This is a genomic window from Mycolicibacterium helvum (assembly GCF_010731895.1).
GTDB classification, from domain to species: Bacteria; Actinomycetota; Actinomycetes; order Mycobacteriales; family Mycobacteriaceae; genus Mycobacterium; species Mycobacterium helvum.
This window is the reverse complement of sequence record NZ_AP022596.1, coordinates 6,308,973-6,335,477: the sequence shown is the minus strand read 5'-3', so window position 1 is coordinate 6,335,477 and position 26,505 is coordinate 6,308,973. Positions and strand designations below refer to the sequence as shown.

The 26,505-nt window shown below is 65.1% G+C and carries 24 protein-coding genes and 1 pseudogene; 12 read left to right on the top strand and 13 right to left on the bottom strand.

The genetic code is table 11. The features are described 5' to 3' along the window. Positions 1-415: 415 nt before the first annotated feature. The 4 genes from G6N38_RS29820 to G6N38_RS29805 all read right to left on the bottom strand — a co-directional run bounded on the left by G6N38_RS29820 (position 416) and on the right by G6N38_RS29805 (position 3,405). The gene (locus G6N38_RS29820; protein ID WP_163751660.1) at positions 416-1,093 is read right to left on the bottom strand and encodes a hypothetical protein; all 678 of its coding nucleotides are present in this window, start codon (positions 1,091-1,093) and stop codon (positions 416-418) included. Then, positions 1,093-1,794: a helix-turn-helix domain-containing protein gene (locus tag G6N38_RS29815; protein ID WP_163751659.1), complete on the bottom strand. Its 702-nt coding sequence runs from the start codon at positions 1,792-1,794 to the stop codon at positions 1,093-1,095. The genes G6N38_RS29820 and G6N38_RS29815 overlap by 1 nt, the downstream gene beginning before the upstream one ends. 347 nt (positions 1,795-2,141) lie before the next feature. Further along, positions 2,142-2,792: a VC0807 family protein gene (locus G6N38_RS29810; protein ID WP_163751658.1), complete on the bottom strand. Its 651-nt coding sequence runs from the start codon at positions 2,790-2,792 to the stop codon at positions 2,142-2,144. Beyond that, positions 2,782-3,405, bottom strand: coding sequence for a TetR/AcrR family transcriptional regulator (locus G6N38_RS29805; protein ID WP_246227527.1), 624 nt, complete (start codon positions 3,403-3,405; stop codon positions 2,782-2,784). The genes G6N38_RS29810 and G6N38_RS29805 overlap by 11 nt, the downstream gene beginning before the upstream one ends. A gap of 79 nt (positions 3,406-3,484) precedes the next feature. Here G6N38_RS29805 and G6N38_RS29800 point away from each other — a divergent pair, with 79 nt between their 5' ends. After that, the gene (locus G6N38_RS29800; protein WP_163752592.1) at positions 3,485-6,718 is read left to right on the top strand and encodes an arabinosyltransferase domain-containing protein; all 3,234 of its coding nucleotides are present in this window, start codon (positions 3,485-3,487) and stop codon (positions 6,716-6,718) included. 24 nt (positions 6,719-6,742) lie between these two features. Here the strand turns inward: G6N38_RS29800 and G6N38_RS29795 are convergent, their stop codons facing one another. Next, positions 6,743-7,429 carry a FadR/GntR family transcriptional regulator gene (locus G6N38_RS29795; protein WP_163751657.1) on the bottom strand — a complete coding sequence of 229 codons (687 nt, stop codon included), beginning with the start codon at positions 7,427-7,429 and terminating at the stop codon, positions 6,743-6,745. Positions 7,430-7,498: 69 nt separating this feature from the next. Here G6N38_RS29795 and G6N38_RS29790 point away from each other — a divergent pair, with 69 nt between their 5' ends. The 3 genes from G6N38_RS29790 (at position 7,499) to G6N38_RS29780 (ending at position 10,902) form a co-directional block, all read left to right on the top strand. Continuing rightward, on the top strand, positions 7,499-8,701 hold the full coding sequence (locus tag G6N38_RS29790; protein ID WP_163752589.1) for a CynX/NimT family MFS transporter: 1,203 nt from the start codon (positions 7,499-7,501) through the stop codon (positions 8,699-8,701). Between the two features lie 478 nt (positions 8,702-9,179). After that, on the top strand, positions 9,180-9,818 hold the full coding sequence (locus tag G6N38_RS29785; RefSeq protein WP_163751656.1) for a porin MspA: 639 nt from the start codon (positions 9,180-9,182) through the stop codon (positions 9,816-9,818). Between the two features lie 394 nt (positions 9,819-10,212). Continuing rightward, on the top strand, positions 10,213-10,902 hold the full coding sequence (locus G6N38_RS29780; RefSeq protein ID WP_163751655.1) for a response regulator transcription factor: 690 nt from the start codon (positions 10,213-10,215) through the stop codon (positions 10,900-10,902). Here G6N38_RS29780 and G6N38_RS29775 read toward each other — a convergent pair. Next, the gene (locus G6N38_RS29775) at positions 10,863-12,230 is read right to left on the bottom strand and encodes a sensor histidine kinase (protein WP_163752586.1); all 1,368 of its coding nucleotides are present in this window, start codon (positions 12,228-12,230) and stop codon (positions 10,863-10,865) included. The two genes, G6N38_RS29780 and G6N38_RS29775, sit on opposite strands and share 40 nt — an antisense overlap. A gap of 297 nt (positions 12,231-12,527) precedes the next feature. On the opposite strand from G6N38_RS29775, the gene G6N38_RS29770 reads away from it, so the two are divergent. From G6N38_RS29770 to G6N38_RS29745, 6 genes and pseudogenes are all read left to right on the top strand, one after another. Continuing rightward, a complete protein-coding gene (locus G6N38_RS29770) occupies positions 12,528-13,739 on the top strand; it encodes a COG4705 family protein (protein ID WP_163752583.1) in 1,212 nt (403 codons plus the stop codon). A 30-nt stretch (positions 13,740-13,769) separates the two neighbouring features. Beyond that, positions 13,770-14,438 (top strand): response regulator transcription factor, encoded by a 669-nt coding sequence (locus G6N38_RS29765; RefSeq protein WP_163751654.1) that lies wholly within the window; start codon positions 13,770-13,772, stop codon positions 14,436-14,438. A gap of 237 nt (positions 14,439-14,675) precedes the next feature. Further along, positions 14,676-14,864: a hypothetical protein gene (locus G6N38_RS29760; RefSeq protein WP_163751653.1), complete on the top strand. Its 189-nt coding sequence runs from the start codon at positions 14,676-14,678 to the stop codon at positions 14,862-14,864. Next, positions 14,861-15,754, top strand: coding sequence for an undecaprenyl-diphosphate phosphatase (locus G6N38_RS29755; RefSeq protein ID WP_163751652.1), 894 nt, complete (start codon positions 14,861-14,863; stop codon positions 15,752-15,754). Before G6N38_RS29760 ends, G6N38_RS29755 begins: the two co-directional genes overlap by 4 nt. Before the next feature lie 192 nt (positions 15,755-15,946). Next, positions 15,947-16,150, top strand: a complete 204-nt coding sequence (locus G6N38_RS29750; RefSeq protein ID WP_163745680.1) for a hypothetical protein — start codon at positions 15,947-15,949, stop codon at positions 16,148-16,150. 19 nt (positions 16,151-16,169) lie between these two features. After that, positions 16,170-17,463: pseudogene (locus tag G6N38_RS29745) on the top strand (cytochrome P450). Between the two features lie 55 nt (positions 17,464-17,518). Here G6N38_RS29745 and G6N38_RS29740 read toward each other — a convergent pair. The 3 genes from G6N38_RS29740 to G6N38_RS29730 form a co-directional block, all read right to left on the bottom strand. Next, the gene (locus G6N38_RS29740) at positions 17,519-17,980 is read right to left on the bottom strand and encodes a cupin domain-containing protein (RefSeq protein WP_246228122.1); all 462 of its coding nucleotides are present in this window, start codon (positions 17,978-17,980) and stop codon (positions 17,519-17,521) included. Between the two features lie 207 nt (positions 17,981-18,187). Next, positions 18,188-19,642, bottom strand: coding sequence for an aldehyde dehydrogenase (locus tag G6N38_RS29735; protein ID WP_163751650.1), 1,455 nt, complete (start codon positions 19,640-19,642; stop codon positions 18,188-18,190). A 156-nt stretch (positions 19,643-19,798) separates the two neighbouring features. Next, positions 19,799-20,035 (bottom strand): hypothetical protein, encoded by a 237-nt coding sequence (locus G6N38_RS29730; RefSeq protein ID WP_197748114.1) that lies wholly within the window; start codon positions 20,033-20,035, stop codon positions 19,799-19,801. A 519-nt stretch (positions 20,036-20,554) separates the two neighbouring features. Here G6N38_RS29730 and G6N38_RS29725 point away from each other — a divergent pair. Beyond that, positions 20,555-21,679, top strand: coding sequence for a glycoside hydrolase family 183 protein (locus G6N38_RS29725; protein ID WP_246227523.1), 1,125 nt, complete (start codon positions 20,555-20,557; stop codon positions 21,677-21,679). Between the two features lie 12 nt (positions 21,680-21,691). On the opposite strand, the gene G6N38_RS29720 is transcribed toward G6N38_RS29725, so the two are convergent. After that, positions 21,692-23,362, bottom strand: a complete 1,671-nt coding sequence (locus G6N38_RS29720; RefSeq protein ID WP_246227521.1) for an amidohydrolase — start codon at positions 23,360-23,362, stop codon at positions 21,692-21,694. 63 nt (positions 23,363-23,425) lie between these two features. Further along, on the bottom strand, positions 23,426-24,241 hold the full coding sequence (locus G6N38_RS29715; protein WP_163752576.1) for an oxygenase MpaB family protein: 816 nt from the start codon (positions 24,239-24,241) through the stop codon (positions 23,426-23,428). 45 nt (positions 24,242-24,286) lie between these two features. On the opposite strand from G6N38_RS29715, the gene G6N38_RS29710 reads away from it, so the two are divergent. Beyond that, the gene (locus tag G6N38_RS29710; RefSeq protein ID WP_163751647.1) at positions 24,287-25,249 is read left to right on the top strand and encodes a cobalamin biosynthesis protein; all 963 of its coding nucleotides are present in this window, start codon (positions 24,287-24,289) and stop codon (positions 25,247-25,249) included. Here the strand turns inward: G6N38_RS29710 and G6N38_RS29705 are convergent. Next, positions 25,203-26,024, bottom strand: coding sequence for an SURF1 family cytochrome oxidase biogenesis protein (locus G6N38_RS29705; protein WP_163751646.1), 822 nt, complete (start codon positions 26,022-26,024; stop codon positions 25,203-25,205). The two genes, G6N38_RS29710 and G6N38_RS29705, sit on opposite strands and share 47 nt — an antisense overlap. Further along, on the bottom strand, positions 26,024-26,461 hold the full coding sequence (locus G6N38_RS29700) for a low molecular weight protein-tyrosine-phosphatase (RefSeq protein WP_246228121.1): 438 nt from the start codon (positions 26,459-26,461) through the stop codon (positions 26,024-26,026). The genes G6N38_RS29705 and G6N38_RS29700 overlap by 1 nt, the downstream gene beginning before the upstream one ends. Between the last annotated feature and the right edge of the window lie 44 nt (positions 26,462-26,505).

Genomic DNA, 26,505 nt, shown 5'->3' with positions numbered 1-26,505 from the left:
GAGCCAAGTCAGGTCATAACCAAGAGGCCGCGCTCGGATCGTGGTCGTCCGCTGTTGAGTTCGGCGTAGACGGCCGCGGAGGATTCCGCCGACTTCCTGTTAGTTCGGCGATTGTGCCAGCCGGTTCAACAAGTTGCGCGTGGCCGGTGCGTCCTCGGCGGCGCGCCACAGGCGATGGTCGGTTGGAAGGCGACGTAGGGCAACTCGTACGGCGTGGCGCTCGGGATCTCGGCGATCGACTACCCATGCGCGGGCTTTGGCCACAATGGCGCCGAGCAGCGCTGGGCGGCGAACGTAGCCCACTTGGTCGTTGATGCGGATCGGTAGCCGCTCGGCCCGAGTGAGCGCCTGATCTCCGCCGTCGGCTGGCAGTCCTGGCCGTCCCGATCCCGTTGTTGGATAGCGCTTTTGGCGGTCAAGCCCCCTCAGAGATCATTACGTCGATCTCTGTCTTCCCGCGCACGAAGCGGTAGCCATAGCCGTCGCTGGTCGTGCGCTCGGTGAATCCGTTGCTTGTCAGGTAGATCGTGGTGCTGTGCAAGGCATCACGGCGGGTCCATACGCCGACCACCATGTCGCCGTCGTCGGTCGGGCGGTGCGCGGTGCGCCCGTGTTCGGCCAGGTGCAGTGCAGTCATCTGTCCGCCCAGCAGTACCCACGGGGGTGGATCGGATTCTTCGAAGTCCAGCAGCGTCAGCCACATTGCCTGCTGATGCTCGGGCATGTCGGACAAGGTCAGTGGCTCCCGCTGCACGGTCGGCACGCGGTCGGGCGTCGTGCGTAGCAGGCGGTCCCACGCATTGAGGTCGCCGCGGGTCAGACCGGGGGAGCGATCGGAGAGCGGATCGCGCAATGCTCGGATCCGGTGGTCCCGTTCATCCTGCATGAGTGCAGGTGCGAGTCCCACGCGCGTGCACAACCTGTCGACTGCCAGCCCGATGTCTTCGAAGCTGGCCAAGTTCTCATCGACCTCAGATTGTCGCGCGGTGTAAAACATCTCGGTCGCGCTGGACTCCGATTGGCCGGTTATGGCGGCTATGGCCGCCAGCGGCACATTATTGCCCCGGCTAGGAGCGCCGGCCGCCTGGGTCATCAGTCCTGCACCGCCCGCAGCGCTTCGGCGATTAGGCGACATCCTGCAGCGCGGGTACGGGCATCGGTGTCGTCAGCGAGGTCTACGCCCGCGATCAGCCTGGGAGCGACCGCGGTCGCCAACGTCTCCGTGCTGGTAACGCGCAACGTGAGATTGCCGCGGGCGCTGTCGATCAGGAAATGTGTCTTCACGAGCTCGCGGCAGGTGGCGTCGTTTACGTAGGCGTCGGCGGCGCCCCCCGTTGCCAGTCCGAGGTCGTACGTGTCCGCAGTGCTGATCCCGGTCGGCATGACACCGCGTGCGCTCAGAAGATCGGCCAGATCCCGTTCGCTGACCCGATAGCGATTCACTGAATCCGCACGCTGGGAAAGCCATCGGCGCACCAGCGCGCACGTCTCGGCGCCGCCACTCGCGGCGTGTGCCAGCCGGTTGCGTAGGCGGTGCCGCTCGGCGGCGGTCAGTTTGTCAGGGAGTCCATCACACAAGGCAGCCGCGCCCCACGCGGTGCGCGGTGCGAATGATCGTGCAGTAGCGCCGGCAGCGACGAGGTCTGCCTGTCGATCCAAACTGTCGGCATCCACGAGCCACTGGCTTCCTGCGCGTGTCGCTGCCAGCGTGCCGGCAGCGATGAGGGCCCGCACACGCGAGGGGTGCACGCCCAGCCGCTGGGCGGCCTGCTGAGTGGTGATCACGTCAGTCATACACACAACTATATCGTTTTCGCTATAGTTGTGAAACACACCGTAAGAGTGGTTGAGTCTCGACAACCGAACGACCCGACGAGGGAGAGAAAATCGACCCCCCGGTTGTGCCGAGAGTGTGCCAAGACGCGCAAAAACAGACGAAAGGCCGTCGACGCCGTGAAACGGCTGCGACGCGTTGACCTGCGCAGACCCGAAAGGAACGCATCAGACGAGACGCCACCAACACGGCAAAAGGCCATTTACACACCAGCGGTCGGCGGTTCGATACCGTCCGCGCCCACCAATGTCACCGCAGGTCAGGTGGCTGAGATGATTGCACGCGCCGTCCTCTAACGGCCGGCGGCTCAGACGGCGCGGACGGTCTGGCTGTGAATTCGGATGAATCTGCCGATGCCGCCGATCACCACGACCAGGATGACGCCGTCCGTCGCGAGTGCGAGCAGCCCTAACGTGGCTTGGGCAACGTCGACGGGCACGGCGAAAATGACTACCGCGGCGACGATGAGATGTATGAGTCCGGCTGTGGCGACAGCCAGAGTGAGCCGCATATGCAAACGGTGATAAATCCGCGCTTCAGCCGAATGTTGGTCGTGCTGACAGACCCGTAGCTGGGCCCAATCAGGCCGCAACCATGCCAGCAGGGATTCGGTGATGGGTCGGTTGCGTGCCAAGCCCACGAAGACGAAGACTTGAAAAACGACGCCGGGAATGTGCTGGCCCAACATCGTCACGGTCGGCGAGCGGGACAGTAGACCGACGATGAGTGTGATGCCGTCTGCGGTCATCAGGAACCCAGCGATGGGATCGAAGGTGCGGGCTCTGCACGCCGAATATGCCAGGCGCAGTGCCGATGCTGTTGTACTGAACAGCAACGCCTCCAGCGGTGTCGCCCCGAGATATCGGGCGCCGTAGTACACACCGAGGCCGACAACCACACTGATCAGGCCGCGGCGCAGGTCGGGCAGTGGTTTCGAGGCACCGGTGCTATGGGTCATCAGTCGTGCTCCTGGGATGGCGACGGTTCGGCCGTGCCCACGGTGCGAGGAGGAATTCGTCGACGAACCTGGCGAAGGTGTCATCGACGAAGGCGGGGTCGGGTGCGGTGAAGTACTCGATGATGAAGCCCTGGAAGGCGGCCAGCGCGATCCGCGATCGGGTTTCAGCGATCTCGTCAGGCATCCCCAGAGCTTGCAGGCGGGCCTTGGAGTTGCGGGTCAGCAGGGACAGCGTGTCCCAGGTGTAGTCGCGGTAGGGGCTGTCGAGTCCGCAGGCCGCACCGAACACCTGAAGCACCACCCGCAGGCTGTCGCGCCGCTCACCCCGAGTGCACGCATGCCAGTCCTCGAAGCACCACTTGCGATGTGCTGCAACTGATTCCGGAAGGTCCAACTCGTCGGTCCCGGGGATCGCGGCCCGCTGCTGACGGGTCAGGACCTCCAGGATGAGCTGCTCTTTGCTGCCGAAGTAATAGACCAGCATCCTGGCGCTGGTGCCCATCTCGGAAGCGAGCTCGCGCAGCGAGGTATCGACCACCCCGGTGCGTGCCAAAATCGCACCGGCAGTGGCCAAAAGCTCCTCACGCTTCACGCGGTCGAGCGGCCGTGGCACGCTTGACTGTAACACTTGCTTCAGATACTGATGGTTCGGTGGGACAGAACGCGTGGGCAGGGAGCGCCCGGTGAGCGTGATGCGCGACGCCGGCACCGCCGCGAGCGACGACGTCGAGGTGCCGAGGATCCGTGCTGGCCGGCCAATGCGGTCAACCCGGCTGGTCGCGATGATCGCCGGCGCGGTGGGATTCGTGGCCAGTGTGCTGATCCCGGTGTTGCCGGTAATACAGACCACGGCGACCCTGCACTGGCCCCAGCAGGGTCAGCTCGGCAGTGTGACCGCGCCGTTGATCACGTTGACGCCGATCTCGTTGACAGCTTCGGTGCCCTGCAGCGTGATTCGCGATATACCGCCCGAAGGTGGGCTGGTGTTCGCGACAGCGCCGGCGGCCGGCAAGCAGGCGACGCTGAACGGTCTCTTCGTCACCGCGTCCGCCCAGCGGGTCGACGTGATCGCCCGCAACGTCGTCATCCTCAGCGTGCCGCGTACCCGGATGGCCGGCCCGCAGTGCGGGGCGCTGGACGTATCCAGCTCTATGGCAGGCACATTCGCCGAGGTCGCTGGACTGACCGACCCCGATACCGGTGAAGTACTGCGCGGCGGGTTCGCCGACCCGAATCTGCGGCCGCAGATCGTCGGAGTCTTTACCGATCTCACCGGCCCCGCCCCGCCCGGCCTGTCCTTCTCTGCGGTGATCGACACCCGCTACACCAGCTCACCCTCACCGCTGAAGCTGGCGGCGATGGTGGCCGGCGTCCTGGGCACCGTCATCAGTCTGCTGGCGTTGTGGCGCCTGGACCGCCTCGACGGGCGCCGCCGGCAACGGCTCGTCCCGGCCCGGTGGCGAACCTTGACCACGGTCGACGTCACGGTGATCGTACTGTCGGTGTTCTGGTTCATCGCCGGAGCTGGATCTTCTGATGACGGTTACCAGTTCGGGATGGCGAACACCTCGAGCCATGCCGGCTATATGGCCAATTACTTCCGTTGGTTCGGCAGCCCCGAAGACCCGTTCGGCTGGTACTACGACCTGATTGCGGCGATGACCCAGGTCAGCCACGCCAGTCTGTGGCTGCGCCTGCCGGATCTGATCTGCGCGCTGGTGTGCTGGCTGCTGCTTTCCCGCGAGGTCCTGCCCCGCCTCGGTCGGGCAGTTGTGAGGAATCGTGCCGCGGTGTGGGCGGCAGCACTGGTCTTCCTGGCGGCTTGGATGCCCTTCAACAATGGGCTACGACCTGAAGGTCAGATCGCGGCCGGGGCACTGCTGACCTACATTCTGGTGGAGCGCGCCATCATCACCCGCCGCCCGTCGCTGGTGGGGTTGGCGATCGTGGTGGCCGCGTTCACCCTTGGCATCCAGCCCACCGGGATCATCGCTGTGGCCGTGCTGCTGGCCGGCGGCCGTCTGATCGTGCGCATCATCGTCACTCGTGCCAAAGCAGTGGGGCTCTGGCCGATTCTGCTGCCACTGGCCGCCGCCGGCGTGGTGGTGCTGACCGTGATCTTCGCCGACCAGACCCTTGCCGCGGTCCGCGAGGCCACCTCGGTGCGCACGGCGATCGGACCGGCACAGCCCTGGTATACCGAAAACCTGCGCTACTTCTACCTGTTCCTGCCAACCACCGACGGCGCGTTGTCGCGGCGGTTCGGGATCCTGATAACCATCGCGTGCCTGTTCGGATCGATGTTTTTATTGTTGCGCCGCAAACGTATTCCCGGTGTAGCGGTCGGCCCCGTGTGGCGCCTCATGGGTGTCATCTTCGCCACCTTGTTCCTGTTGACGTTCGCCCCGACCAAGTGGATTCACCACTTCGGTCTCTTCGCCGCGGTGGGTGCGGCGATGGCGGCTGTGGCGACCGTGCTGTTCGGTCCGACAGTGCTGCGCTCACCGCGCAACCAGACGGCATTCCTGTCGGTGGTTCTGCTGGTGCTGGCGCTGTGTTTCGCTTCCACCAATGGCTTCTGGTACGTCTCCAGCTACGGAGTGCCGTTCAACGACAGCAGCCCGCGTTGGGGACCTGTCACCGTCAGCACTGTCTTCCTGGTGTTCAGCCTGCTCGCCGCCGGCTATGCCGGCTGGCTGCACCTTGTGCCGCCGAAAGGAACTCCGTCTCGCGTGGGCCGTGTGCTGACCGCTGCACCGGTCCCGGTCGCCGCGGCGATCATGGTCGTGGTGTCCGCCGGGTCGATGCTGTACGGCGCGATCAAGGAATACCCCACCTATTCCAACGGCTGGGCCAACCTGCGCGAACTGGCCGGCGGCTGTGGACTGGCCGATGACGTGCTGGTCGAACCCGATGCCAATACCGGCTTCTTGACTCCGGTGCCGGGCCGCTACGGTCCCTTGGGTCCGCTGGGAGGCACTGACTCGACCGGCTTCAATCCCAACGGGGTTCCGGAACACACACTGGCCGAAGCGATCTGGCAGAGCCAAGCCAAGTCCGGCACTGATTACGACTGGGACGCCCCCACCGCTCTCGATCGGCCCGGGATCAACGGCTCCAGCGTGGTACTGCCCTACGGGCTGGACCCCGCGACGGTACCGGTGGCGGGCAGCTTCACTGCCGGCCCGCAACAAATCGGCACCCTGACCTCGGCCTGGTATCGCCTCCCGGCCGCCGACGCCGCTCACCCGCTCGTCGTGATCACCGCAGCGGGGACGATCACCGGCAACAGCGTGCTCTCCGGTCACACCACGGCTCAAACTGTCGCACTCGAATACGCGACGCCCGACTCCGACGGCACCCCCATACCCGGCGGTCGTCTCACCCCATACGACATCGGCCCCCAGCCCGCCTGGCGCAATCTGCGCTTTCCGCGCAACCAGATTCCCGCGGACGCGCGCTACGTGCGGATCGTGGCCGAGGACGGTTCGCTCAACCTCGGCGACTGGGTCGCGGTCACTCCACCGCGAGTACCCGAGTTGCGCTCCGTGCAGGAGTATCTCGGCTCTACGCAGCCCATCTTGTTGGACTGGGCAGTCGGACTGGTGTTCCCCTGCCAGCAGCCCATGCTGCACGCCAACGGCGTCACCCAGGTCCCCGCCTACCGGATCTCCCCGGACTATCCGGCCAAAATCGAAATGCCGGACACCTGGCAATCCGGCCAGAACGGCGGACCGCTGGGCATCACCGACATACTGTTGCGCGCGCACGTCATGCCGACCTACCTGTCCCGGGACTGGGGCCGTGACTGGGGGTCATTGCGCCGATTCGAACCCATAGTCGACGCCCCCGAAGCCCACATCGAACTCGGAACGGCCACCCGCAGCGGCCTCTGGAACCCAGGTCCGATCCGCATCAAACCGTAGTGAGTCCTATTGCGCCCCAAGAGATTAAGCGTGAAGCGCCCCTTGTTCTGGAAGTTCGCCAATCAGCTCGTCGAGGAAGCTGCCTGCCTCATGCCCGGCGCGGTCGGCGTCTCGTTCGGCGATAGCATCGACCAGCTCGGAGTGGCCGACATGTTGGGAAGCGTCCATCGTGCTGGCGATCGCGACGCTGTCGGCCACCGCCTCGGTCAATCCGCGGTACAGCTCGATGAGGACAGCGTTATGCGACGCGCGCACCACCGCGAAGTGCAGATCGGCATCGGCTCGCGAGAACTCGGCTCGGTCGGTCCCGCCATCCAGTGCGTCGCGGCGGGCGAGTAGGTCCCGCAGCTCAACCAGGTCGTCCTCGGTGCGGGCCGCCGCCGCCAACCGCGCGCCCTCGACCTCCAGGCATCGCCGCACCTGCAGCACCTCGCGGAGCTTCGATCCGTACATCCGGCTAAGTGCGCCCGAAATCTCGCTGGTGGCGCGGACATAGGTGCCATCGCCACGGCGGACCTCGAGGATCCCGCTGTGTGCGAGCGCGCGGACGGCCTCCCGGACGGTGTTGCGCCCGACGCCGAGAGCTGAGGCCAAGCCCGGCTCGGTTGGGATGCGCGTCCCAACTGGCCATTCACCGGACGCGATGGACTGTCGCAGCTGATCTATGACGTGGTCGACCAGCCCGGTGGGGCGTGCGGCGGCGAGCGGCATCGAAAAACCCTTTTCATCCGATCATGGGATGTATGGCAGGATAGCGCGGTGAGCCGCTATGAGCACGACCTGTCGCTCGAACTGGACGGCGCCGTCGAGGTGCCACCCGCTGGACGGGCCGCCGCCGGTGCCGTCCTGATCGTCGCCGTTGTGCTCACCGCATTGAACCTGCGCCCCGCGGTCACCAGCGTTGGACCGGTCCTCGGCGATATGCAGCGCGCGCTGGGCGCGTCAGCGATCTGGGCCGGTGTCCTGACGACGCTGCCCGGATTGTGCTTTGCGGGTGCGGGTTTGGCAGCCGCGAAATTGTCCCGCCGGTTCGGGTTGGGCCGGTCGATCAGCATGGCGCTGGTCATTCTGATTGTCGGGCTCCTGGTTCGCGTGCTCGACGGCCCCTACGTCGTCATCGGTGGAACGTTGGTGGCCACCGCGGGCATTGCCGTCATCAACGTCCTCATCCCGGTGGTGATCAAGCAGTCATTCCCCGCTCGGCTGGGGTTGATGACCGGCATCTATACCGCCGCGTTGCAGGGCGGCGGAGCGTTGGGTTCGGCGATCACGCCGCCACTGGAGAATGTGTTTGGTGGCTGGCGGCCGGCATTGGGCAGCTGGGCCGTGCTGGCCGTGGTCGCGCTGCTGGCGTGGCTCATCGTCGCGCGCCGCGTCGATGGTCCCGCCGACGATGGGGCTGGCACCAGAGAGCATCGGTCGCTGCTGAAGAATCGGCTGGCCTGGATTGTCACGCTGTTCTTCGGGACGCAGTCGATGCTGGCCTACATCATGATGGGCTGGCTGCCGGAAGTGTTCATCGACAACGGCGTGAGCAAGACGTCCGCGGGCATGCTCGTCGGGCTGCTCTCGGTGATCGCGGTGCCGATCAGCCTCATCCTTGCGCCGATGGCGGCTCGCTCGGCCCACCAGAGTGGGTGGATCGCCGCGCTGGGCGTGTGCGGCGTCGCCGGCGTGGTGGGCCTGCTGGTCGCTCCGGGCTTCAGCCCGCTGCTGTGGAGTGTGCTGGTGGGCATGGGCATGAGCGTGTTTTCGTTGGCGTTGACTGTCATCGCGTTGCGGTCGCGCACGCCCGAGGACACTGTCCAGTTGTCGGCGATGGCGCAGGGCTACGGCTATCTGCTGGCCGGCATCGGCCCATTCCTGTTCGGGACGCTGCATGATGTGACCGGCGGGTGGACGGTCCCGTTCATCATGGTGTTGGCCGTCTACGCCGTGCAGATCACCCTGGGCGTGTTCGCCGGGCGTAACCGCTACGTCTGAGGCACGAGGTGCCGTGTTCTCGACGGACTGGTCGCGGTCGGTCGGGATCGACGTGCCGCTCGCGGCGAAACTTCACCACGTGTCAAAGCTGGATCGTCCCTTCGGAATTGGCCTGACGAACTGGGTGGCCCGCGCACACGACGCGGGCGTCATTGCCGCGACTCAGGTGATTGATCGGGACGCCCGATCGGTGGGTTGGTGACGAATGCGGTGGGCTGTCGCGCACCGATCATGGTCCCAAAGTCGGCAACTCCCCCTGCGAAAGCGCCGAGAGACGCAGTGAAGGGCAGCCACCGCTACGACGATGGGTGCATTTCGCTGCGCGTCTCTCAGCGTCTTCTAAGCGAGTAAATGCGATGCTCGCCGCCCCGAGTGATTCATCGATGAGCGCACGGGAAGTTTGGCTGCCTTGGGCAGCTGCTTTAGTGCGATCGACGGTGGCCACGAGGTGGCATCACGGAACCAACGACGGAGGAGTATGAGGATCATCGGGCGAGTGGCAGTTGCGGTCGTGACTGTGGTTGCAGCTCTGTACGTCGGTCCTGGGGCCGCCCACGCGGGTTTGGATAACGAGCTGAGTCTGGTCGACGGCGGTGGCCGCACGATGACGATTCAGCAGTGGGACACCTTCCTCAATGGCGTGTTCCCCCTGGACCGCAACCGGCTGACTCGTGAGTGGTTCCACTCCGGCAAGGCTGTCTACAGCGTGGTCGGCCCGGGCGCCGATGACTTCGCGGGCACCTTGGAGCTGGGCTACCAGGTCGGCTTCCCGTGGTCGCTGGGTGTGGGCATCAACTTCAGCTACACCACGCCCAACATCCTGCTCGACGACGTGAGTATCTCGCCGACCAATTTCCACCCGCTCAATCAGGTCATCACTCCAAATCTGTTCCCGGGTGTCTCGATCAGCGCTGATCTAGGCAACGGCCCCGGTATCCAGGAAGTCGCCACCTTCTCGGTGGACGTCTCGGGCCCCAACGGCTCGGTGGCCGTGGCCAACGCCCACGGCACCGTCACCGGTGCCGCCGGCGGTGTGCTGCTGCGCCCGTTCGCCCGGCTGATCTCCAAGGCCGGTGACAGCGTCACCACCTACGGCGAACCCTGGAACATGAACTGACTCCCTCAGCACGTGTCCGATTCAGGCGACGGCATCGCAATTCAGAGAAACAAGGATCTGTTTGGCTCCTGACCCTCCGCTGTTAGGAGGCGGCTGCGCCTGCCGATCGTGTAGCGCCCACTGAGCGGCACCTGGGATTGGTTGGGAGAATCCTTCTCACCTGCCGGTAACGGCTGCTCAGCGTTCTCTCAGCGGTGAACTGACATCGTGGCGATGTCCGGTCAATGGTCGATGGGACAGGACTCGGGCCCGCCGAGTGAGGCCGGCGCGCCACTTCGGAGATTCGATCTGCTCTCGTTGACACCGATGCGCGGATTTCCGAGCCAAGTTTGGCGCGTCGGCCGTTCGGCGGCGCCGGTGATGGTCGGTCGTCGGATAGGGGAGGTTCACTGAGTTGAAGGTCCTGCTGGTGGAGGACGAGCCCCACGTCGCGTCCAGCCTCAGGATGGGACTTCGCGCTGAGGGATTCATGGTGGTTGACATGGCGACCGGTCCCGAGGGGTTGTGGCAAGCCACCGAGAATCGGTTCGACGTCATCGTCTTGGACATCATGTTGCCGGAACTGAGTGGCTATCAGGTGCTTCGGCAGCTGCGAGCCCGCGAAGTCTGGACACCGGTGTTGATGTTGACGGCCAAGGACGGTGAGTACGACCAGGCTGACGCCTTCGACCTGGGCGCCGACGACTATCTGGTTAAGCCTTTCTCGTTCGTGGTTCTCGTTGCCCGGCTGCGTGCATTGGTGCGCCGCGGCGCACCCGAGCGTCCGGTCGCGATGACCGCCGGCGATCTGAGCCTCGACCCGGCCCGGCACATCGTCGAACGTGCCGGTACACCAATCGACCTCAGTCCGCGCGAGTTTGGACTGCTCGAGTATCTGATGCGCAACAAGGATGCTGTGTGCACGAAGGTCGACATTCTCGAGGGCGTGTGGGATCCCCACTATGATGGGCCGGACAACATCGTCGAAGTCTATGTCCGCTACTTACGGAGAAAGATCGATATCCCCTTCGGTACCAACACGATCGAGACGATTCGCGGGGTCGGTTACCGGCTGGAGTCCGACGCGGCCCTCAGTGGGAGCTGAACCTTCACGACGGTGCCGCCGCCGAGCCGATCGGCGACGGTGATGGTGCCTCCGTGCGCGTTGACGATTTCGGCTGCGATCGACAATCCGAGCCCTGTTCCGCCACCTGCACGTGAGCGAGCGCTATCGAGGCGCACAAACCTGTCGAATACCCGCAGTCGATCGGCAGGCGGGATTCCCGGCCCATCGTCCGACACTGTCAGAACAGCGAAATCGCAATCCTCCGATACAACAATTTCGACACGCGAGAAGGCGTGGCGGGCAGCATTTTCAAGCAGGTTACGTACTACCCGAGACAGTGCGCGGCCGTCGCCGGACAGCTCCACCTCGCAGGCGTGGATGTGTGTCGCGTGAGTACAGGTGCGGCGCAGCCGGGCTAGTTCGCCCACCGCGATCTCGTCGAGACGGACGAGTTCTCGGTGGAGGACAAGACCGCGCTCGTCGGCCCGAGCCAAGAGCAGCAGATCTTCTACGAGAGTGCGCATCCGTTGGGCTTCCGGTACGAGTGTTTCGCGGGCCAGGTCGACGTCGAGCAGGTCGGGGTGAGCGATCGCGACGTCGAGAGCAGAAATGATCGCGGTCAATGGGCTGCGCAGTTCGTGTGAGGCGTCGCCAACGAATCGGCGTTGAGCCGCATGGCCCGCTTCGATACGGGCGAGCATGTCGTTCATGGTGAGGGCCAACGCGGTGATCTCGTCGTTACTGCTGGGCACCGGTACCCGTTCGGCGAGATCGGACGTGCTGATAGCGGCGACCTGCGCCCGAATGGCGTCGACTGAGCGAAGCGACCGACGCACGAGGCGGTAAGTGGCAACTCCCGCCACTCCCATGACAACCGGGGCGGCCAACAGCAGCAGGATCGCAGCAGTTTGGACAGTTGATTCCACGGCCTCGTCGCCGCCGGCGACCAGAACGGTGAACCGCCCGTTGGGGCTGTCGAGCGTTTGTGCACTGATGCGCATATCGCTGTCGATGGGGAGATCCGGGACTATCCCCACGAGCAGTGTGTTGCCAATCTTGTCGGGCGCGACCAACGGATTGTCGGGGGCGCTATCGGATTTGCGGACGACCGCGCCATGCGTGTCGATGATTTGCACTTCATCGATCCGTTGATCCGTCGCGAGCAGTGGATCGTCGAGCTGGGCTGGCGGGTCTTCCTGCAATCCCGCGGCGACATCGCGCACTCGCCCAGACGCAGCCGCATCGACGCCGGCAATCAACGACCGGTAAAACAGCGCAGTCAAACCCGCACCGGCGATCGCCAGTGCCACAAGTACGACCACACCGGCGATGACGGCGGATCGGGTGGCGATACTCCACCGCGGCATGCGCAGGCTCACCCCACCCACTCTGCAGCACCGGACGGTGCACGCGTGATGGTTCTCAGCGTGTGTTCAGCAACCACTTCCCACAGCCCCACGGTGAATGCGCGATACCTTTGTTCATCGGAGCGGTGGCCTGCACACCGGCCGATTGTGCGACCAACGAAACTCTTCGAGCGGTCCGAGCAACATTGGGCCCGCGGAGCCGGCGCGCCAAACTTCTCAGCATCACTTCAGCGAGATCCCCATAGCATCGGCCGAGTGACCGAGACGACGAGAATCGCCACCAGCGCAAGGCGCGTCATGCAAAGCAAGGTTCCCGAGATCACGGTGTGGTTTTGGATAATCAAGGTCTTGTGTACGACTGTCGGGGAGAGTTTCGCGGACTGGATAAACATGACCCTGGGCGTGGGGCTGGCTGCGACCGCGCTCATCTTCACAATCGCCCTCGGCGTGGTACTGGCATGGCAGCTATACCTCGATCGCTATGTGCCCGTGGTCTACTGGCTGGTGGTCGTCGTCATCAGCGTGACGGGCACGCTCTACACGGACATCCTCACCGACGGCCTCGGCGTTCAGCTCGCAGTCAGTACCACTGTATTTGCGGCGGTGCTGACCGTCGTCTTCGGCGTCTGGTATGCCCGGGAACGAACGCTGTCGATCCACAGCATCAACACCACGCCGCGAGAGTTGTTCTATTGGGTTGCAGTGCTCGTGACGTTCGCCCTGGGAACCGCCGTGGGGGACTGGACACTCGAACTTACTGGATGGGGCCCCGGCACCTCAGTGCTGTTGCCGGCCGGCCTGATCGTCGCGATCGTGATCGGCTGGCGATTGGGTGCGAACGCGGTCCTGTCGTTCTGGCTCGCCTACATCTTGACGCGCCCACTTGGCGCGAATATTGGTGACTGGCTTGGCTTCCCACGTGAGCAGCAGGGTCTTGGTTTGGGTGTTGGTCTTACCAGTGTGATGTTCCTGGTTGCGATATCGGCCACCGTCATCCTCCTTTCCGTCACCCGTGCCGACGTGATCAGAGAATCAGTGGCGGAGAAGCCTGAGCTGGAAGGGAATCCGGCGCGCGAACGGATCATGCTGGGGTACTACGTGGTGGTCGCGATTGCTTGCGGCGCATTACTCGTGTGGACCGCTGGGCGGCCGCATGCGGCGTCAGCCGAAACGGATTCGGAGGCCGCGCCTTCGGTGACCGCGACACTTCCCGCGGGTCAGTCGGCCACGGCAGAGTTTCCCCCGGCCGAGGTCGTGAAGTTTCGCACCATCACGCACGACACGCTTGTGATGGTCCAAGCCGGTGATCAAGCCGGTGCCAAGACACGAATCACTGACCTCGAGACCGCATGGGATCACGACCAATCCACCCTGAAGTCACTCGACGACACCGGTTGGACCGTTGTGGATGGGCAGATTGACGATGTGTTGTCGTCGCTGCGCGCGAGCAATCCCGACGCCGCGACCGAGACGCAGGCACTAACCACGTTGCTGGCCACTCTGAAGTGATCGGGGCTCTGCTGACGGTAGCCTCACGGTGTGAGGGTCCTGCTCGTTGAAGATGAGCAACGTTTATCGGCGACGCTGTCGATGGGTTTGCGGGCCGAAGGTTTCGTCGTAGTCGCCGCCGATAACGGAGTGGAGGGACTCCATGCCGCGACCGAGGACCACTTCGACGTTGTCGTTCTCGACATCATGTTGCCGGGCCATAGCGGATATGAGGTATTGCGACGGCTGCGCGCGCAGGGGGTGTGGACTCCGGTCTTGATGCTGACCGCCAAGGACGGTGAGTACGACCAGGTCGATGCCTTCGATTTGGGCGCCGACGATTACATGACCAAGCCCTTTGCCTTCAGTGTGCTCGTCGCGCGGCTGCGGGCGTTGGTGCGCCGCGGTGCACCGGAACGCCCTGTCGTCCTGACGGCGGGAACCCTCTCGCTGGATCCCGGCCGCCGCTCGGTTGACCGTCAGGGCTCACCGATTGCCCTGACGCCACGCGAATTCGGCGTGTTGGAGTACTTGATGCGGCACAAGGACATGGTGATAACCAAGGCTGACGTCCTGCGCAATGTGTGGGACCAGTTCTACGACGGCCCGGATAATCTTGTCGAGGTCTACGTCGGGTACCTACGACGCAAGATCGATACCCCATTCGGGACCAACAGCATCGAAACAGTGCGCGGCGTCGGCTACCGCCTGCGCGGCTGACGGCTGACTCTCAGCGTCCCTTCAGCTAGCCGGCACTAGGTTAGGCAAGAATGGGCCATCCGCACCCCTCGGCCATCGCTAGAGCGGAAGGCGCTGTGTGATAGACAATCGCGTCATCGGCGGAGGAGTCTCGTCGATTAACGCTCAGTTGCTCGGCAGTGCGCTGATCGGGGTGCGGGAAGGGCTGGAGACCGGCATCGTGGTGTTGACCCCGGTGGCATTCCTGATCAAATCGGAGTGGGCACGGCGATTGCGATGGTCGCAGCGATCTTTGTGGCTGTGTATATCGGCGCATCCATCTCGGGTGAGCTGAAAACCGGTATGGCGGTGTTGATCGTGTTGCTGTGCTACGGCGCGGTAATGGTCCTGACACTGTTCCTACGTCCGACCCGGGCGAGCCGCCCGGTGGTTGGCGGGACACCGTGAGCGCTCATCTCAGCTACCTGGAGGCGGTCGTCGTGGGCGCATTTCAGGGAGTCACCGAACTCTTCCCGGTGTCCAGTCTCGGGCACTCGATACTGGTGCCGGCACTGATGGGTCGCAGTTGGGCGCAAGACCTTGACGTCTCCGCACCCGAATCACCCTATTTGGCGTTCATCGTCGGGCTACATGTGGCGACGGCGCTCGCCTTGTTGATGTTCTTCTGGCGGGACTGGGTGGCGATCATCGGCGGCTTCGTAACCTCGCTGCGGTACCGCCGGATCAGTTCGCCCGCCGAGCGTCTGGCGTGGCTGGTGATCGTTGCGACGATCCCCGTCGGCGTCAGCGGCCTGGCGCTGGAACATCTGTTCCGGACCACACTGGGTCGTCCGATACCGGCAGCCAGTTTCCTGATCGCCAACGGCGTCATTCTGTTTGTGGGAGAACGGCTTCGGAAACGTGCTAGCGCGGTCGTACAGTCGGCGTCAAGCTTAGATGCTGTCGACGCGCGCATCGCTGACATGCCTTTGCTCGAGGGATTGGTCGTCGGGTCAGCTCAGGTTCTGGCACTCTTACCGGGCATCAGCCGTTCCGGTGTGACGATGGTCGCCGGCTTGCTGCGCGGGCTCTCGCATGAAGAAGCCGCGCGGTTCTCCTTCCTGCTTGCGACACCGGTGATTATGGCCGCGGGCGTTCTGAAGATTCCCGACCTACTCGGTCCACTTGGGGACGGGATCCGTGGCCAAGTGCTTGCCGGCAGCATCGCCTCGTTCGCCGCGGCCTATCTCGCGGTGCGGTTTCTCACTCGCTACTTCGAAACTCGAACGCTGACTCCCTTTGCCATCTACTGCATTCTGGCTGGACTGGGCAGCCTGTTGTGGCTGACATTGCGTTAGCGTCGGTCTTCGGCCCGGAGACGGTGATCAGCGCGGCCGCGGACCGTCAGTATCTCGGTGCGCTGTACTGCTGCGCGTCCGCAGGCTGCTTTATCGTTGACGGCGGGTGAGGGACTGGGTAGGGTCCGAACAAAAGTTAGGTTTTGTACCCGATGGGCAGAAACTGTGGCTGATGTGTGCTTTGAGCCGAAGATGATGATCGACGGCAAGCTCGTCGGCGGTAAGGCCGGAACCTTCGCCAACATCAACCCGGCGACCGAGGAGATCATCGACCGCGTCAGAACATTTCTGCGGCGAGGAACTCACGCTGTCGCCGAAGGCGGACATGATCTCGTTCACCGGATCGACGGTGATGGGGCAATCGAGATTAAATCGTTGTCCTACCAGGCGAATTGAGGACGGATCGTTGCCCCCTGTGGATGGTCGCCGGCCTGACGGCTCCGACTTTGACGTCGTGGACTTTTCACCGACGAGACACTGGTACCCGACCCGTATCCGTACTTTGATCACCTGCGGTCGAAATGTCCGGTCGTGCCGGCCACCGCCTTCAACGTGCTGGCTATCACCGGGTATGACGCCGCCCTGAGTGTGTACAAGAACCCGGCGTTCTCGTCCTGTGTATCGGTCGCCGGACCATTCTCGGGCATGCCGATCACGCCGGGTGAGTCCGATGACGTCACCGAGCTGATCGAGCAGCACAGCGCGAACGTTCCGATGGCTGAACACATCACGTCGCAGGACCCGCCGCTGCACACCCGCACCCGCGGCCTGATGAACACACTACTCACGCCCAAGCGCCTCAAAGAAAACGAGGACTTCATGTGGCGGTTGGCCGATCAGCAGCTGGACACCTTCCTCGCCAACGGGCAGTGCGAGTTCCTTGCCGACTATGCAAAGCCCTTCTCGCTGTTGGTCATTGCCGACCTGCTGGGTGTGCCGGCAGAGGACCACATGGACTTCGCGGCGGTGTTCGCCGGTAAGAACGTCGGTGAGATCGGCTCGCAGGCCCCACGTCGCACAACCCGCTGGAGTGGCTGAACGACAGGTTCTACCGTTATCTCGACGAACGCAGGCGCGCACCGCGTGGCGATGTGCTCACCGGACTCGCATTGGCCAAGTACGAAGACGGGTCGACACCCGATCTCGCGGATGTGGTGAACCTGTCGACCTTCCTGTTTGCCGCCGGAAGCGAGACGACGACGAAGCTGGTGAGTTCGGCGGTGCGGTTCATCGCTGATAACCCGGGATCCGAACAGGCACTACGCGAGGACCGCAGCAAGATTCCTGCCTTCCTCGAAGAGACGCTGCGGATGGAGAGCCCGGTCAAGGCGCACTTCCGGATGGCACGCACGACAACGACTATCGGCGATGTGGCTGTCCCGGCCGGCACGACCGTCATGCTGCTGCCCGGCGCCTGCAATCGGGATGCCGACAAGTTCGACGAGCCGCACGAATTCCACGCTAACCGGCCGAATGTGTGCGAGCACATCGCGTTCATCCGTGGCGCGCACTCGTGCCCGGGTGCACCACTGGCCAGGGCCGAGGGACGGATCTCGCTGAACCGGATTCTGGATCGCATGACCGATATCAGAATCTCGGAGTCCGACCATGGTCCGGCCGGCGACCGGCATTACCGATACGAGCCGACGTTCATCATGCGCGGGCTCAGCGAACTGCACATCGCGTTCACGCCGACGGAGACAGAGTGACCGCAAAGTTGGCAGGCAAGGCATCGCGGAGACGCTAACGTTCTGGCTGTCGGCGTTAGCGCGGTGGGCCCATGATGATCTGCCCAAACTTCTCGGCTCCCTCCGCCAACCGCGCGGGCGAGATCTCGAAGCCTTCCGGGCGAGGCGTTGCTTTGTCACGGCCGGAGTAGCGGAACATGCCTTCGATACCTGCTGGCGTGTTGATCATGAGCAGATCCGCCCTTTTTGACGTGATGCGATACGCGTGCGGAATGTTCTTGGGCAAGAAGACGATCCCGCCCTCCGACAGCTCCATCTCCTGGTCGTCGTACCAGAGCAGGGCGGTGCCCTTGATCAGCATGAACACCTCGTCCTCGCGAGTGTGCTTATGGAAGGGCGGGGCTTCGCCTTCGCTCACATCAAAACGCCCGATCATCAACTGGCCGTCAGTGGCCTTGCCGTCAAGCAACATTGCCAGCGTGCCGCCGTCTAGCCATTCCAGCTGCTGCTGCTGCTCGGGTTGCGCCAGATATGCCATGCTCACAGCTCGTCTCCTTCATGTTCGGCGTGAGAACGATCAACCCTCCCAACATATATTCGTCGGTCGCGTTGGGCCGGGCGTATCTGGCGACAAGCGGGCCGCCGCATTGGACGCCGGTGCCTTCGATGGCGGCGACGAAAGCCATGTCGGGGAGTTCTGATCGGGCTCAACCAGCTCCTCGACGGTATCTCGCACACGCTCTGATCATTCGGCTGGCTGATAGATCGACTTCAGTTCCAGGTATGCGGCCAACCCCTCGGGTCCGAGTTCCCGTCCCAGTCCGCTGGCCTTCACGCCGCCGAACGGGGCGGTCGGATCGGGCAGGTAGTGGTTGATCCCGACAGTGCCCGACCGTACGCCTTTGGCCACTGCCAACCCGCGCTGCGGGTCGCTGGTCCATACCGAGCCACCGAGGCCGTAGTCGTTGGCGTTGGCGATGCGCACGGCGTCCTCGTCGTCGTCGTACCCGATGACCGTCAGCACCGGCCCGAAGATCTCTTCGCGGGCGACCGGGTTGTCGTTGGACACGTCGGCGAAAACCGTTGGCGTGACGAACCATCCGGACTCCAGTCCGTTCGGTCGGCCACCACCGGTGGTGAGCCGTGCGCCGCTGCGCTGGGCGGCGGCGATGGCGGATTCGACCCGGTCGCGCTGGCGAGAGCTGACCAGCGGCCCGATCTGAGTGGCCGGATCCAGTGAGTTGCCGACCGTCAGGGAGGCCGCCAATGCGGACACCACGTCGACGACCTCGGCGTAGCGGGATCGCGGTGCAAGGATTCGCGTCCCGATGAAACAGGTTTGGCCGTTGTTGAGCAGCGTTGCGGCGAAGAGCTTCTCGCCGATCACACCCAGGTTCAGGTCGGCGTCGTCGAGGATGATCGCCGCCGACTTCCCGCCGAGTTCGAGTGTCACCGGCCGCAGCAATCCGCCGCACACCGTGGCGACTTCACGACCGGCTGTGGTGGACCCGGTGAACGCCACCTTGTCGATTCCGGGGTGCGCCACCAGGTAGGCGCCCGTCTCGCGTCCCCCCGGCACCACGTTGATCACTCCGGCCGGGATGTCGGACTCGGCGACCGCCTCGGCGAACAGGACAGCGTCGAATACCGTCTCGGGTGCGGGCTTGATGACGAACGTGCAGCCGGCAGCCAACCCGGGGGCGTACTTGAACGCGCTGAGGACCTGCGGGAAATTCCACGGCACGATCGCGCCTACGACGCCTACCGGGGTGCGGGTGATGGTGGTGTGCCCACCGAGCAGGCCAGGACGTTCGGTGATGAACTCTTCGGCGCGGGCCAGTTGTGCGTAATAGCGCAACAGCACCTGGGGGAAGACCGCCTCGAGTTGGCCGGCGATCGCGACTGGCATGCCGTTTTGTGTGCTGACGGCGTGCGCGAGTTGTTCACTCCGTCGGTCGAGGGCATCGGCAAGGGTTTCCATTGCCGCGGCCCGCTTGTCTGCCGGCCAGTTCGGCCAACCGCCGGGGGCGTCGAAAGCGGCCCTCGCCGCGTCGACGGCCGCGTCGATATCGGCCTGAACCCCGGCGGCGACGCTGCCCAGCCGCCGCTCGTCGTTGGGGGAGACCACAACGATCTCTTCGTTCGAGCTAGGTGTGGTCCACCGGCCGCCGATCAGGAACTTGTCGAAGTGGGTGCTCATGGGGCCACAAGGTATGCATCGCGATGCCGCAGCGGTATCGCCTTGCCCCGCAATACGCCCGAACGAGCGCCCTAAATATCCCTTCCGAGAGGTCCAGAAGACATGTTCCCGCCCGGGCCGTGAGGCCCGGGCGGGAAGGTATGGAATTGTCTGCCGTTACGGGGCGTAGCAGCGTTCGTCGCCGTTGACGTTGATCCAGCAGTTCGGGCTGATGAAGTGGGCGTTGGGGCCAGGTGCGTTCAGCACGCAGTTGGGGCCATCGAGGTGGTAGCCGATCCCGCAGCCATCGGCTGCGCTAGCGGTGGGGGCAAAGCTCAGGCCCAGGGCCAGTGCGCCGGCGGCGGCGACACTGGCGACAAGTCCTGCGGCACGCTTGGTGATCTGTGCAGTCATCGTGTCCTCCGAGATTCTGGGCCTGCCCTGGTTGAGCGAGGCACAAAACGAATACTGCGCCCGCCCACCGGCGGTGTCTGTCCACCAACTGGGCCGCGTACCGGCCGAATTGTGCATCCGCCGATTGGGGGACGGCATAAAATGCTCACGCGGCGAGCAACGGGGGTGGCCATGCGAACAGCGGCTTATGTCGGCGGAATCGGCGGATTCGCGGTGGCCCTGGGCGTGGGCGCGGCGGTGACCGCTGGCTGCGGGACCGCCTCGGCCGATGCGACTGATTCCGGCCCCTCGACGAGTCAAGCCGCATCGAGCGCCCACTCGTCCGTCGGTCGTTCACCACGACCGAAACTCAAGACCACGGCCGCGTCCCGACCGGGTGTGACTGCCGCGCCAAGTACTGCGAAAATGCTGTCCGACAATAGATCCCAGACTCCGAAGACTCCGACCCGGCCGGATACCGCTACGGCGGTGGCGACCACCACCGTCGCCCCCGCACCAGTCACCACTAGAGAAGGTTGGGTGACTGGACCGAACACCGTGACGCCGAGCCGATTCGGCGTCTACGGCACCGACGTCGGCATCATGTGGGACAACGGCATGGCCGGCGTCAACCACCAGGTGCTGATGATCTTCGGGGACACCTTCAGCGGTCCGAACATGACCGGTTCGTGGCGCTCGAACGTACTGCTGCGCACCGTCGATCCGATCAGCCGCGTCTTCGCTCCGGGTTCGACGACCAATCCGTTCGCCGGGTCGCCCCTGAGTTCGGCCGGGATGTCCAAACAGGTGATCGCAGGCAGTGCCCGATATCTCGGTCCATTCGGATCCGAAGTGACGATCATCCCTACCGCGGCCATCTCGGTGCCCTACGACAACCAGTACGGCGCACGGCAGTACGTCAACTTCATGTCGGTCCGGTCCTGGGACTTCGGCGGTGCCTGGACCACCAACTACTCCGCGATCGCCTACTCCGACGACAACGGCCAGAACTGGACCGTCGCGCCGCAGACCGTTCGCGCGGCCAGCTGGCTGCGGTCGAGCGCGCCGTTCGTCTACGGAAACCAGAACTTTCAGCAAGGTGCGTTCGTCAAACCGCCCGCCGATTCACCGGACGCCGGATATGTCTTCTCCTACGGGACTCCATCGGGGCGCCTGGGCTCGGCGTACGTGTCCCGGGTCCAAGAGGCCGACATCCTGGATCTGACGAAATACGAATACTGGGACGGCGACACCTGGGTGGCCGGCAAGCCCGGCGCCGCGGTCCCGATCCTGCCGGCGACCCGCAGCAACCAGTACGCCGGCGGCATCCTTGGCCAACTGGGCCTGTTCTTCGGTGGCTGGGTCGCCGGACTATTCGGGGTCGGTGGCCCCAGCGGGCATGTCAGCGAGATGTCGGTGCAGTACAACACCTATCTGAACAAATACGTGGCGATGTACTCCAATAGCGTTGGCAGCGTAGTGATCCGCACCGCTGATTCACCGCAGGGCACCTGGTCGGCTGCGACGACGCTGGTGACCTCGGCGCAGTATCCGGGTCTCTACGCCCCGATGATGGATCCGTTGTCCACCGGCCAGGACATCTACTGGAACCTGTCGATCTGGGGCAGCTACAACGTCCAGCTGATGAAGACCACGCTGGTTTGAGCGGGGTCGACGTCAGCAGCAGGTGTGCCGGGGCTGTTCTGCCAGTTGCGCGTGCTGGCCGGGATCGGTGCCGCCGACCGCGGCAACGAACGCGGCCAAATCGATGCGCTCGCCGCTGAGCCAGGTGCCGCTCACTTGAGCCTTGTCCGCCAGCTGGGCGGGATCCACCGCGTACGGATCGGCCGTCAGCTCGGTGAAATCAGCGAGCTTGCCAACCTCCAGTGATCCGATCAGCTTGTCCCGGTGCAGCGTTCGGGCGGCGTCGATGGTATGGGCGCGCAGTGCCTGGTCGAGTGTGATGCACTGGTTGGCGCCATGCACGTTGCCGGCCCGGGTCCGTCGCGTCACCGCGGTCTGGATGTTCAGCACCGGTGTGGGCGGTGACACCGATCCGTCGTTATGCAGCGAGACCACCGCGCCGGAGGCCACCGCGTCGGCGAATGCTCCCCACTTGCTGCCGTGTTCGTGGTCGAAGATCTGGCCGTCGAGCAGCTCGCCCCAGTAGTAGTACTGGAACGGCGCCATCGAGACGTGCACGCCCAGCCGCGCGGCCCGGTCGAACAGCGCGCGGGTGCCGGCCCCCAGATGCTCCAGCCGCCAACGGTGGTCGGTGCCAATCAGGTTGTGCCGCCCCAATGCGTCCTCGTACGCGTCCAGAGCCAGCTCGATAGCCAGATCGCCGTTGGCGTGGAATGCCATCTGCCAGCCGGTGGGCGCCGCGACGTCAAGGATGGCGTCGAGCTGCTCGCGGCTGTAGTTCATCGACTGCACTCCGCCGGCCACCGCGGGGTCGATGCCGGCGGTCCTGGTGGCTTCGGTGCTCAGATAGGGGAACGAGATGGCGATGTTGCCGATCCACGGTGACCCGTCGGTCCAGAGTTTGACGCCCTGCTTGACCAGTAAAGTCTCTGCGGCGCTGAAGGTTTCCGCGTCGTTGTACGTTCCGGTGGTCGACATCTCCCACATGCTGATCCGTAACGGGCAGCACGGCGCGGCGGCCAGCGCCTCATAGGCGGCCTTGAGCTTCGGCTCGTAGGTCATGTCCGAGGTTGACGTGTAGCCGCCGCGGGCCATCCACGCGTAGTACTCGGCGGCGCTGACCAGCGGGTTGCCCAGCTCGGCCAGGATCGGTCCGGCGACGGCGATCAATACCGGCGTCTCGAATCCCTGGCCGTCGAGGCTGCCGTCTGGGTTGCGGCCGAAGTGACCGCCGACGGGATCGGCCGGGGGATTGACGTCCCAGCCGCGCTGCTTCATCACCGCGGTGTTGAAATACACGCCGTGCCCGGAGTTGTCGGAGACCACCGTGACACGCTCGCCGAAGATGCGGTCGAGTTCGGGGGCTTTCGGTGACGGGCGCTTGTGCAGCAGTGCATCGAATCCGGCGAACAGCAGCGGTGTCTTCGGGTCGGTGTGGGCGATGGCGTCGGCGAAAATGGCTTCGACATCAGGCCAGTTCGGGGCGTCCCAGGGCGCGATGGAGCGGGCCGGTGGCTGGGTGGCCACGCCGCTCATCACTGGATGACTGTGCGGTTCAACAAGTCCCGGTAGCAGGGCGGCCACGCCGGTGTCGATCAGCTCCGCTTCGGGGTAATCTTCGCGGCACTCCGCGACCGAGCCCACTGCCGCGATCCGCCCGTCCGATACCGCGACGGCCTCCGCGCGGGGACGCGCCGGATCCATCGTGATAACGGTCCCGGCTGTCAGAATTATGGTCGACATGTTCCCCCTCGTAACGGCTTTCGGTCAGACGATCCGCAGTCCCCGGCGGGCCCTGGCCCGCATGTCCCACAGGTAGAGCTGATAACCGAAGATCCACGCCTGATGCGGGATCAGCTTGTCGGCCAGCCGCAGCGCGGCGAGCAGCCATTCGAACCGGCGCTGCTGGTCGGCGCCCCACGTCAGGCGCATCATCGAGCGGAACTCGGGCGGCAGGAAACCGGTGGTCGCGAACAAGTTGAACCGGCCCAGCGTCGCCCGCACCGGCCAGGGCATGAAGGCCATGGCGGCAACACCTTTGAGGTGCTCGCGCACCGGCGGGTCGATGGCGAGGTCCTCCAATGAGCGTTTCCAGTATTCGTCGAAGGCCGCGCGGTCGGCCGGCCACATGCTCTCCCGTACCTGCAACGTGGTGCCCAGACGGCTGGCGTCGGCATAGACCGCGTCGGCCGCGGCGTCGTCGAGCGGGCCGTAGAGGAACTCGTGCTGGTCGACGTAGTACCGATACAGGCACGCCGCCACCCAGAGTTGCAGCTGCGGATCGAAGGCGCGGTAGGGCACCGGGCTGGCCGGCGTCGAGCGGACTTGCGCATGGGCGGTATCCACCGCCGAGCGGATCAGGGCGCGGTCGGCGTCGGTTCCGATCGTGGCCGCGGCCAGATATGTGCCCGTGGTGCGCGCTCGCTTGATCGGATGCTTGTAGACGTTGCCGGTGTCCACCGGACTCTCCAGGACGCCGTAACCGACGCCAGGGTGGGCCAGCTGCATGATCACATTGGCGGCCGGAGCCAGCGTCGCGGCCGGATTGAGCAGGTCGGAGACCCGCCTCGGATGGCGCATCATCGCGGCCTCATAACGGCAGTACACCACGTGTGAGAGAGTGCCGGGGTGTTTGCGCGCAGACGGTGGAGGGGTGTTGGCATCCTCGCGGCCCAGCTGGCCGATGTGGCTCTCGGTGATCCGGTACGTGGTCACCCCGTCGCGGGGTTCGGTTGGTGTGCAGCCGCACTCGAAAAACTGACCTACCGCGACAGCAGGGCCGCAGGCGCGCTGCATACCGGACTCCTGCTGGGCGGGCTTGCCATCGCCGGTGTGCTGACCCAACGCGGTGCCAGGGGTCCCGGACTGGCGGCAGCGACAGCCTCGGCCACCTGGGCCGCATTGGGCGGAACCACGCTGGGCCGCACCGGCGACCGGCTGGCAGACCTGCTGGCCACCGGTGATATCGCTGGCGCCAGGGCGCTGCTGCCGTCACTGTGCGGCCGCGACCCGTCGGCGCTCGATGTCGACGGGCTGGCTAGGGCGGCCCTGGAATCGGTGGCCGAGAACACCTCCGACGCGCATGTCGCGCCGTTGCTATGGGCGGCGGTCGGGGGAGTGCCGGGCGTCATGGTGTACCGCGGTGTCAACACCTTGGACGCGATGATCGGCCACCGTTCCCCGCGCTACGACCGTTTCGGTTGGGCGGCAGCGCGTTTGGACGACGCCGCCAACTATGTCGCGGCCCGGGTGGGCGGTGTGCTGGTGGTGGTGTGCGCGCCGCTGGTCGGCGGTTCACCGGCGGGCGCGCTGCGGGCCTGGCGCCGCGACGCGGCGCGGCACCCGAGCCCCAATGCCGGGGTGGTGGAGGGGACCTTCGCCGGGGCGCTGGGGGTGCGTCTCGGCGGCCCGACCCAATATCACCATCAGCTGGAGATCCGCCCGACGCTTGGGGACGGCCACGTCCCCGGCGTCGACGACCTGCGCCGGGCGGTGCGGCTGTCGCGGGCCGTTCAGGCTGCCGCGGCGGTGGTTGCGATCGGCCTTACTGCCGTCGGCCGTAGCGGTCGGCGAGCTTGTCCTCGACCGTGACCGGGGCCGACGACGGTTTCTCGGCGGCGGCCGCGGCCTCCCGGCGGCGGGCGCGGATCTCCGAATACGCGAAGTAGCCCAGCCCGATCGGGGCCACGATCCCGAACGCGATCCACTGAATGCCGTACGACAGGAACGGCCCCGGGTCCAGATGCGGCAATTCGGCGACGCCGAGAACGCCGGGCTGGTTCTCGACGAGCTGCAGATAGGAGCCTGCCAACGGCACCCCGGTGGCCGCTGTCACCTCGGCGGTGTCAATGGCATACACCTGGGTGAAACCGTCCTGGCGCAGCGGCGGCTTGCCGGCCGGCGCGGTCTCGGAATCGCGCAACCGTGCGGTGATCGTCACGGTCCCGCCGGGCACCGGGGCGAACTCGGGCACCTTGTTTCCCTGGATAGGCAGCACATAGCCCCGGTCGACGAGCACCGTCGGTCCGCCGTCGACGGTGAAGGGCACCAGCACGTTGAAGGCGGGTGCGCCGCCGACCACCCGCAGGCGGGCCAGCACCTGGGCGGCCGGCAGATAGTGCCCGGTGGCTGTCACTCGGTGCCACTGCGCATCGGGCGCCGATGAATTCTGTTGCGGCAGAAGTGTTGTCACCGCAACCGGGGCTGCCTTCAGCGAGTTCTCGATCTGCGAGTTCTCCCGGTTGGTCTTGGTGTTCTTGCCCAGCTGCCACGGAGCCAGCACGGTGAAGCACAGATAAGCGAACGCCACCACCACCAACGCCAGGGCCAGCCAGCCCGGGCGCAGCAGGAACGTCAACCGCTTCATCAGCCGGTCAGACCGTCGGCGGCCAGCCGCTCGTCGACCCACGCGTGCAGGCCGGGCAGGGCCGCCTGGATCACGGTGAAGGTCTCCTCGAAATCGGCGTGGCTGCCGTAGTAGGGGTCCTCGACGTCGTCGGCGTGCTTACCCGAGCGCGGATCGAACGACCGCAGCAGCCGCACCCGCTCGGGCGCAGCCCCGAGGTGGGTCAGTATCCGCAGATGGTTGCGGCCCAGCGCGATCACCAGGTCGGCTCCGAGATGGTCGTCGTCCACCTGCGCGGCCGAGTGCTCGGTCGGATAGCCGTGTTGGCGCAAGACGGCATTGGCCCGCTCGTCGGCCCCGTCTCCGACGTGCCAGCTGCCGGTTCCGGCGCTGCTCACCCGGACCAGATGGGCAAGGCCGCGCTGGTCGATCTGGTGGGCGAACATCTTCTCGGCCATCGGCGAGCGGCAAATATTGCCCGAGCACACGAACGTCACGTGCA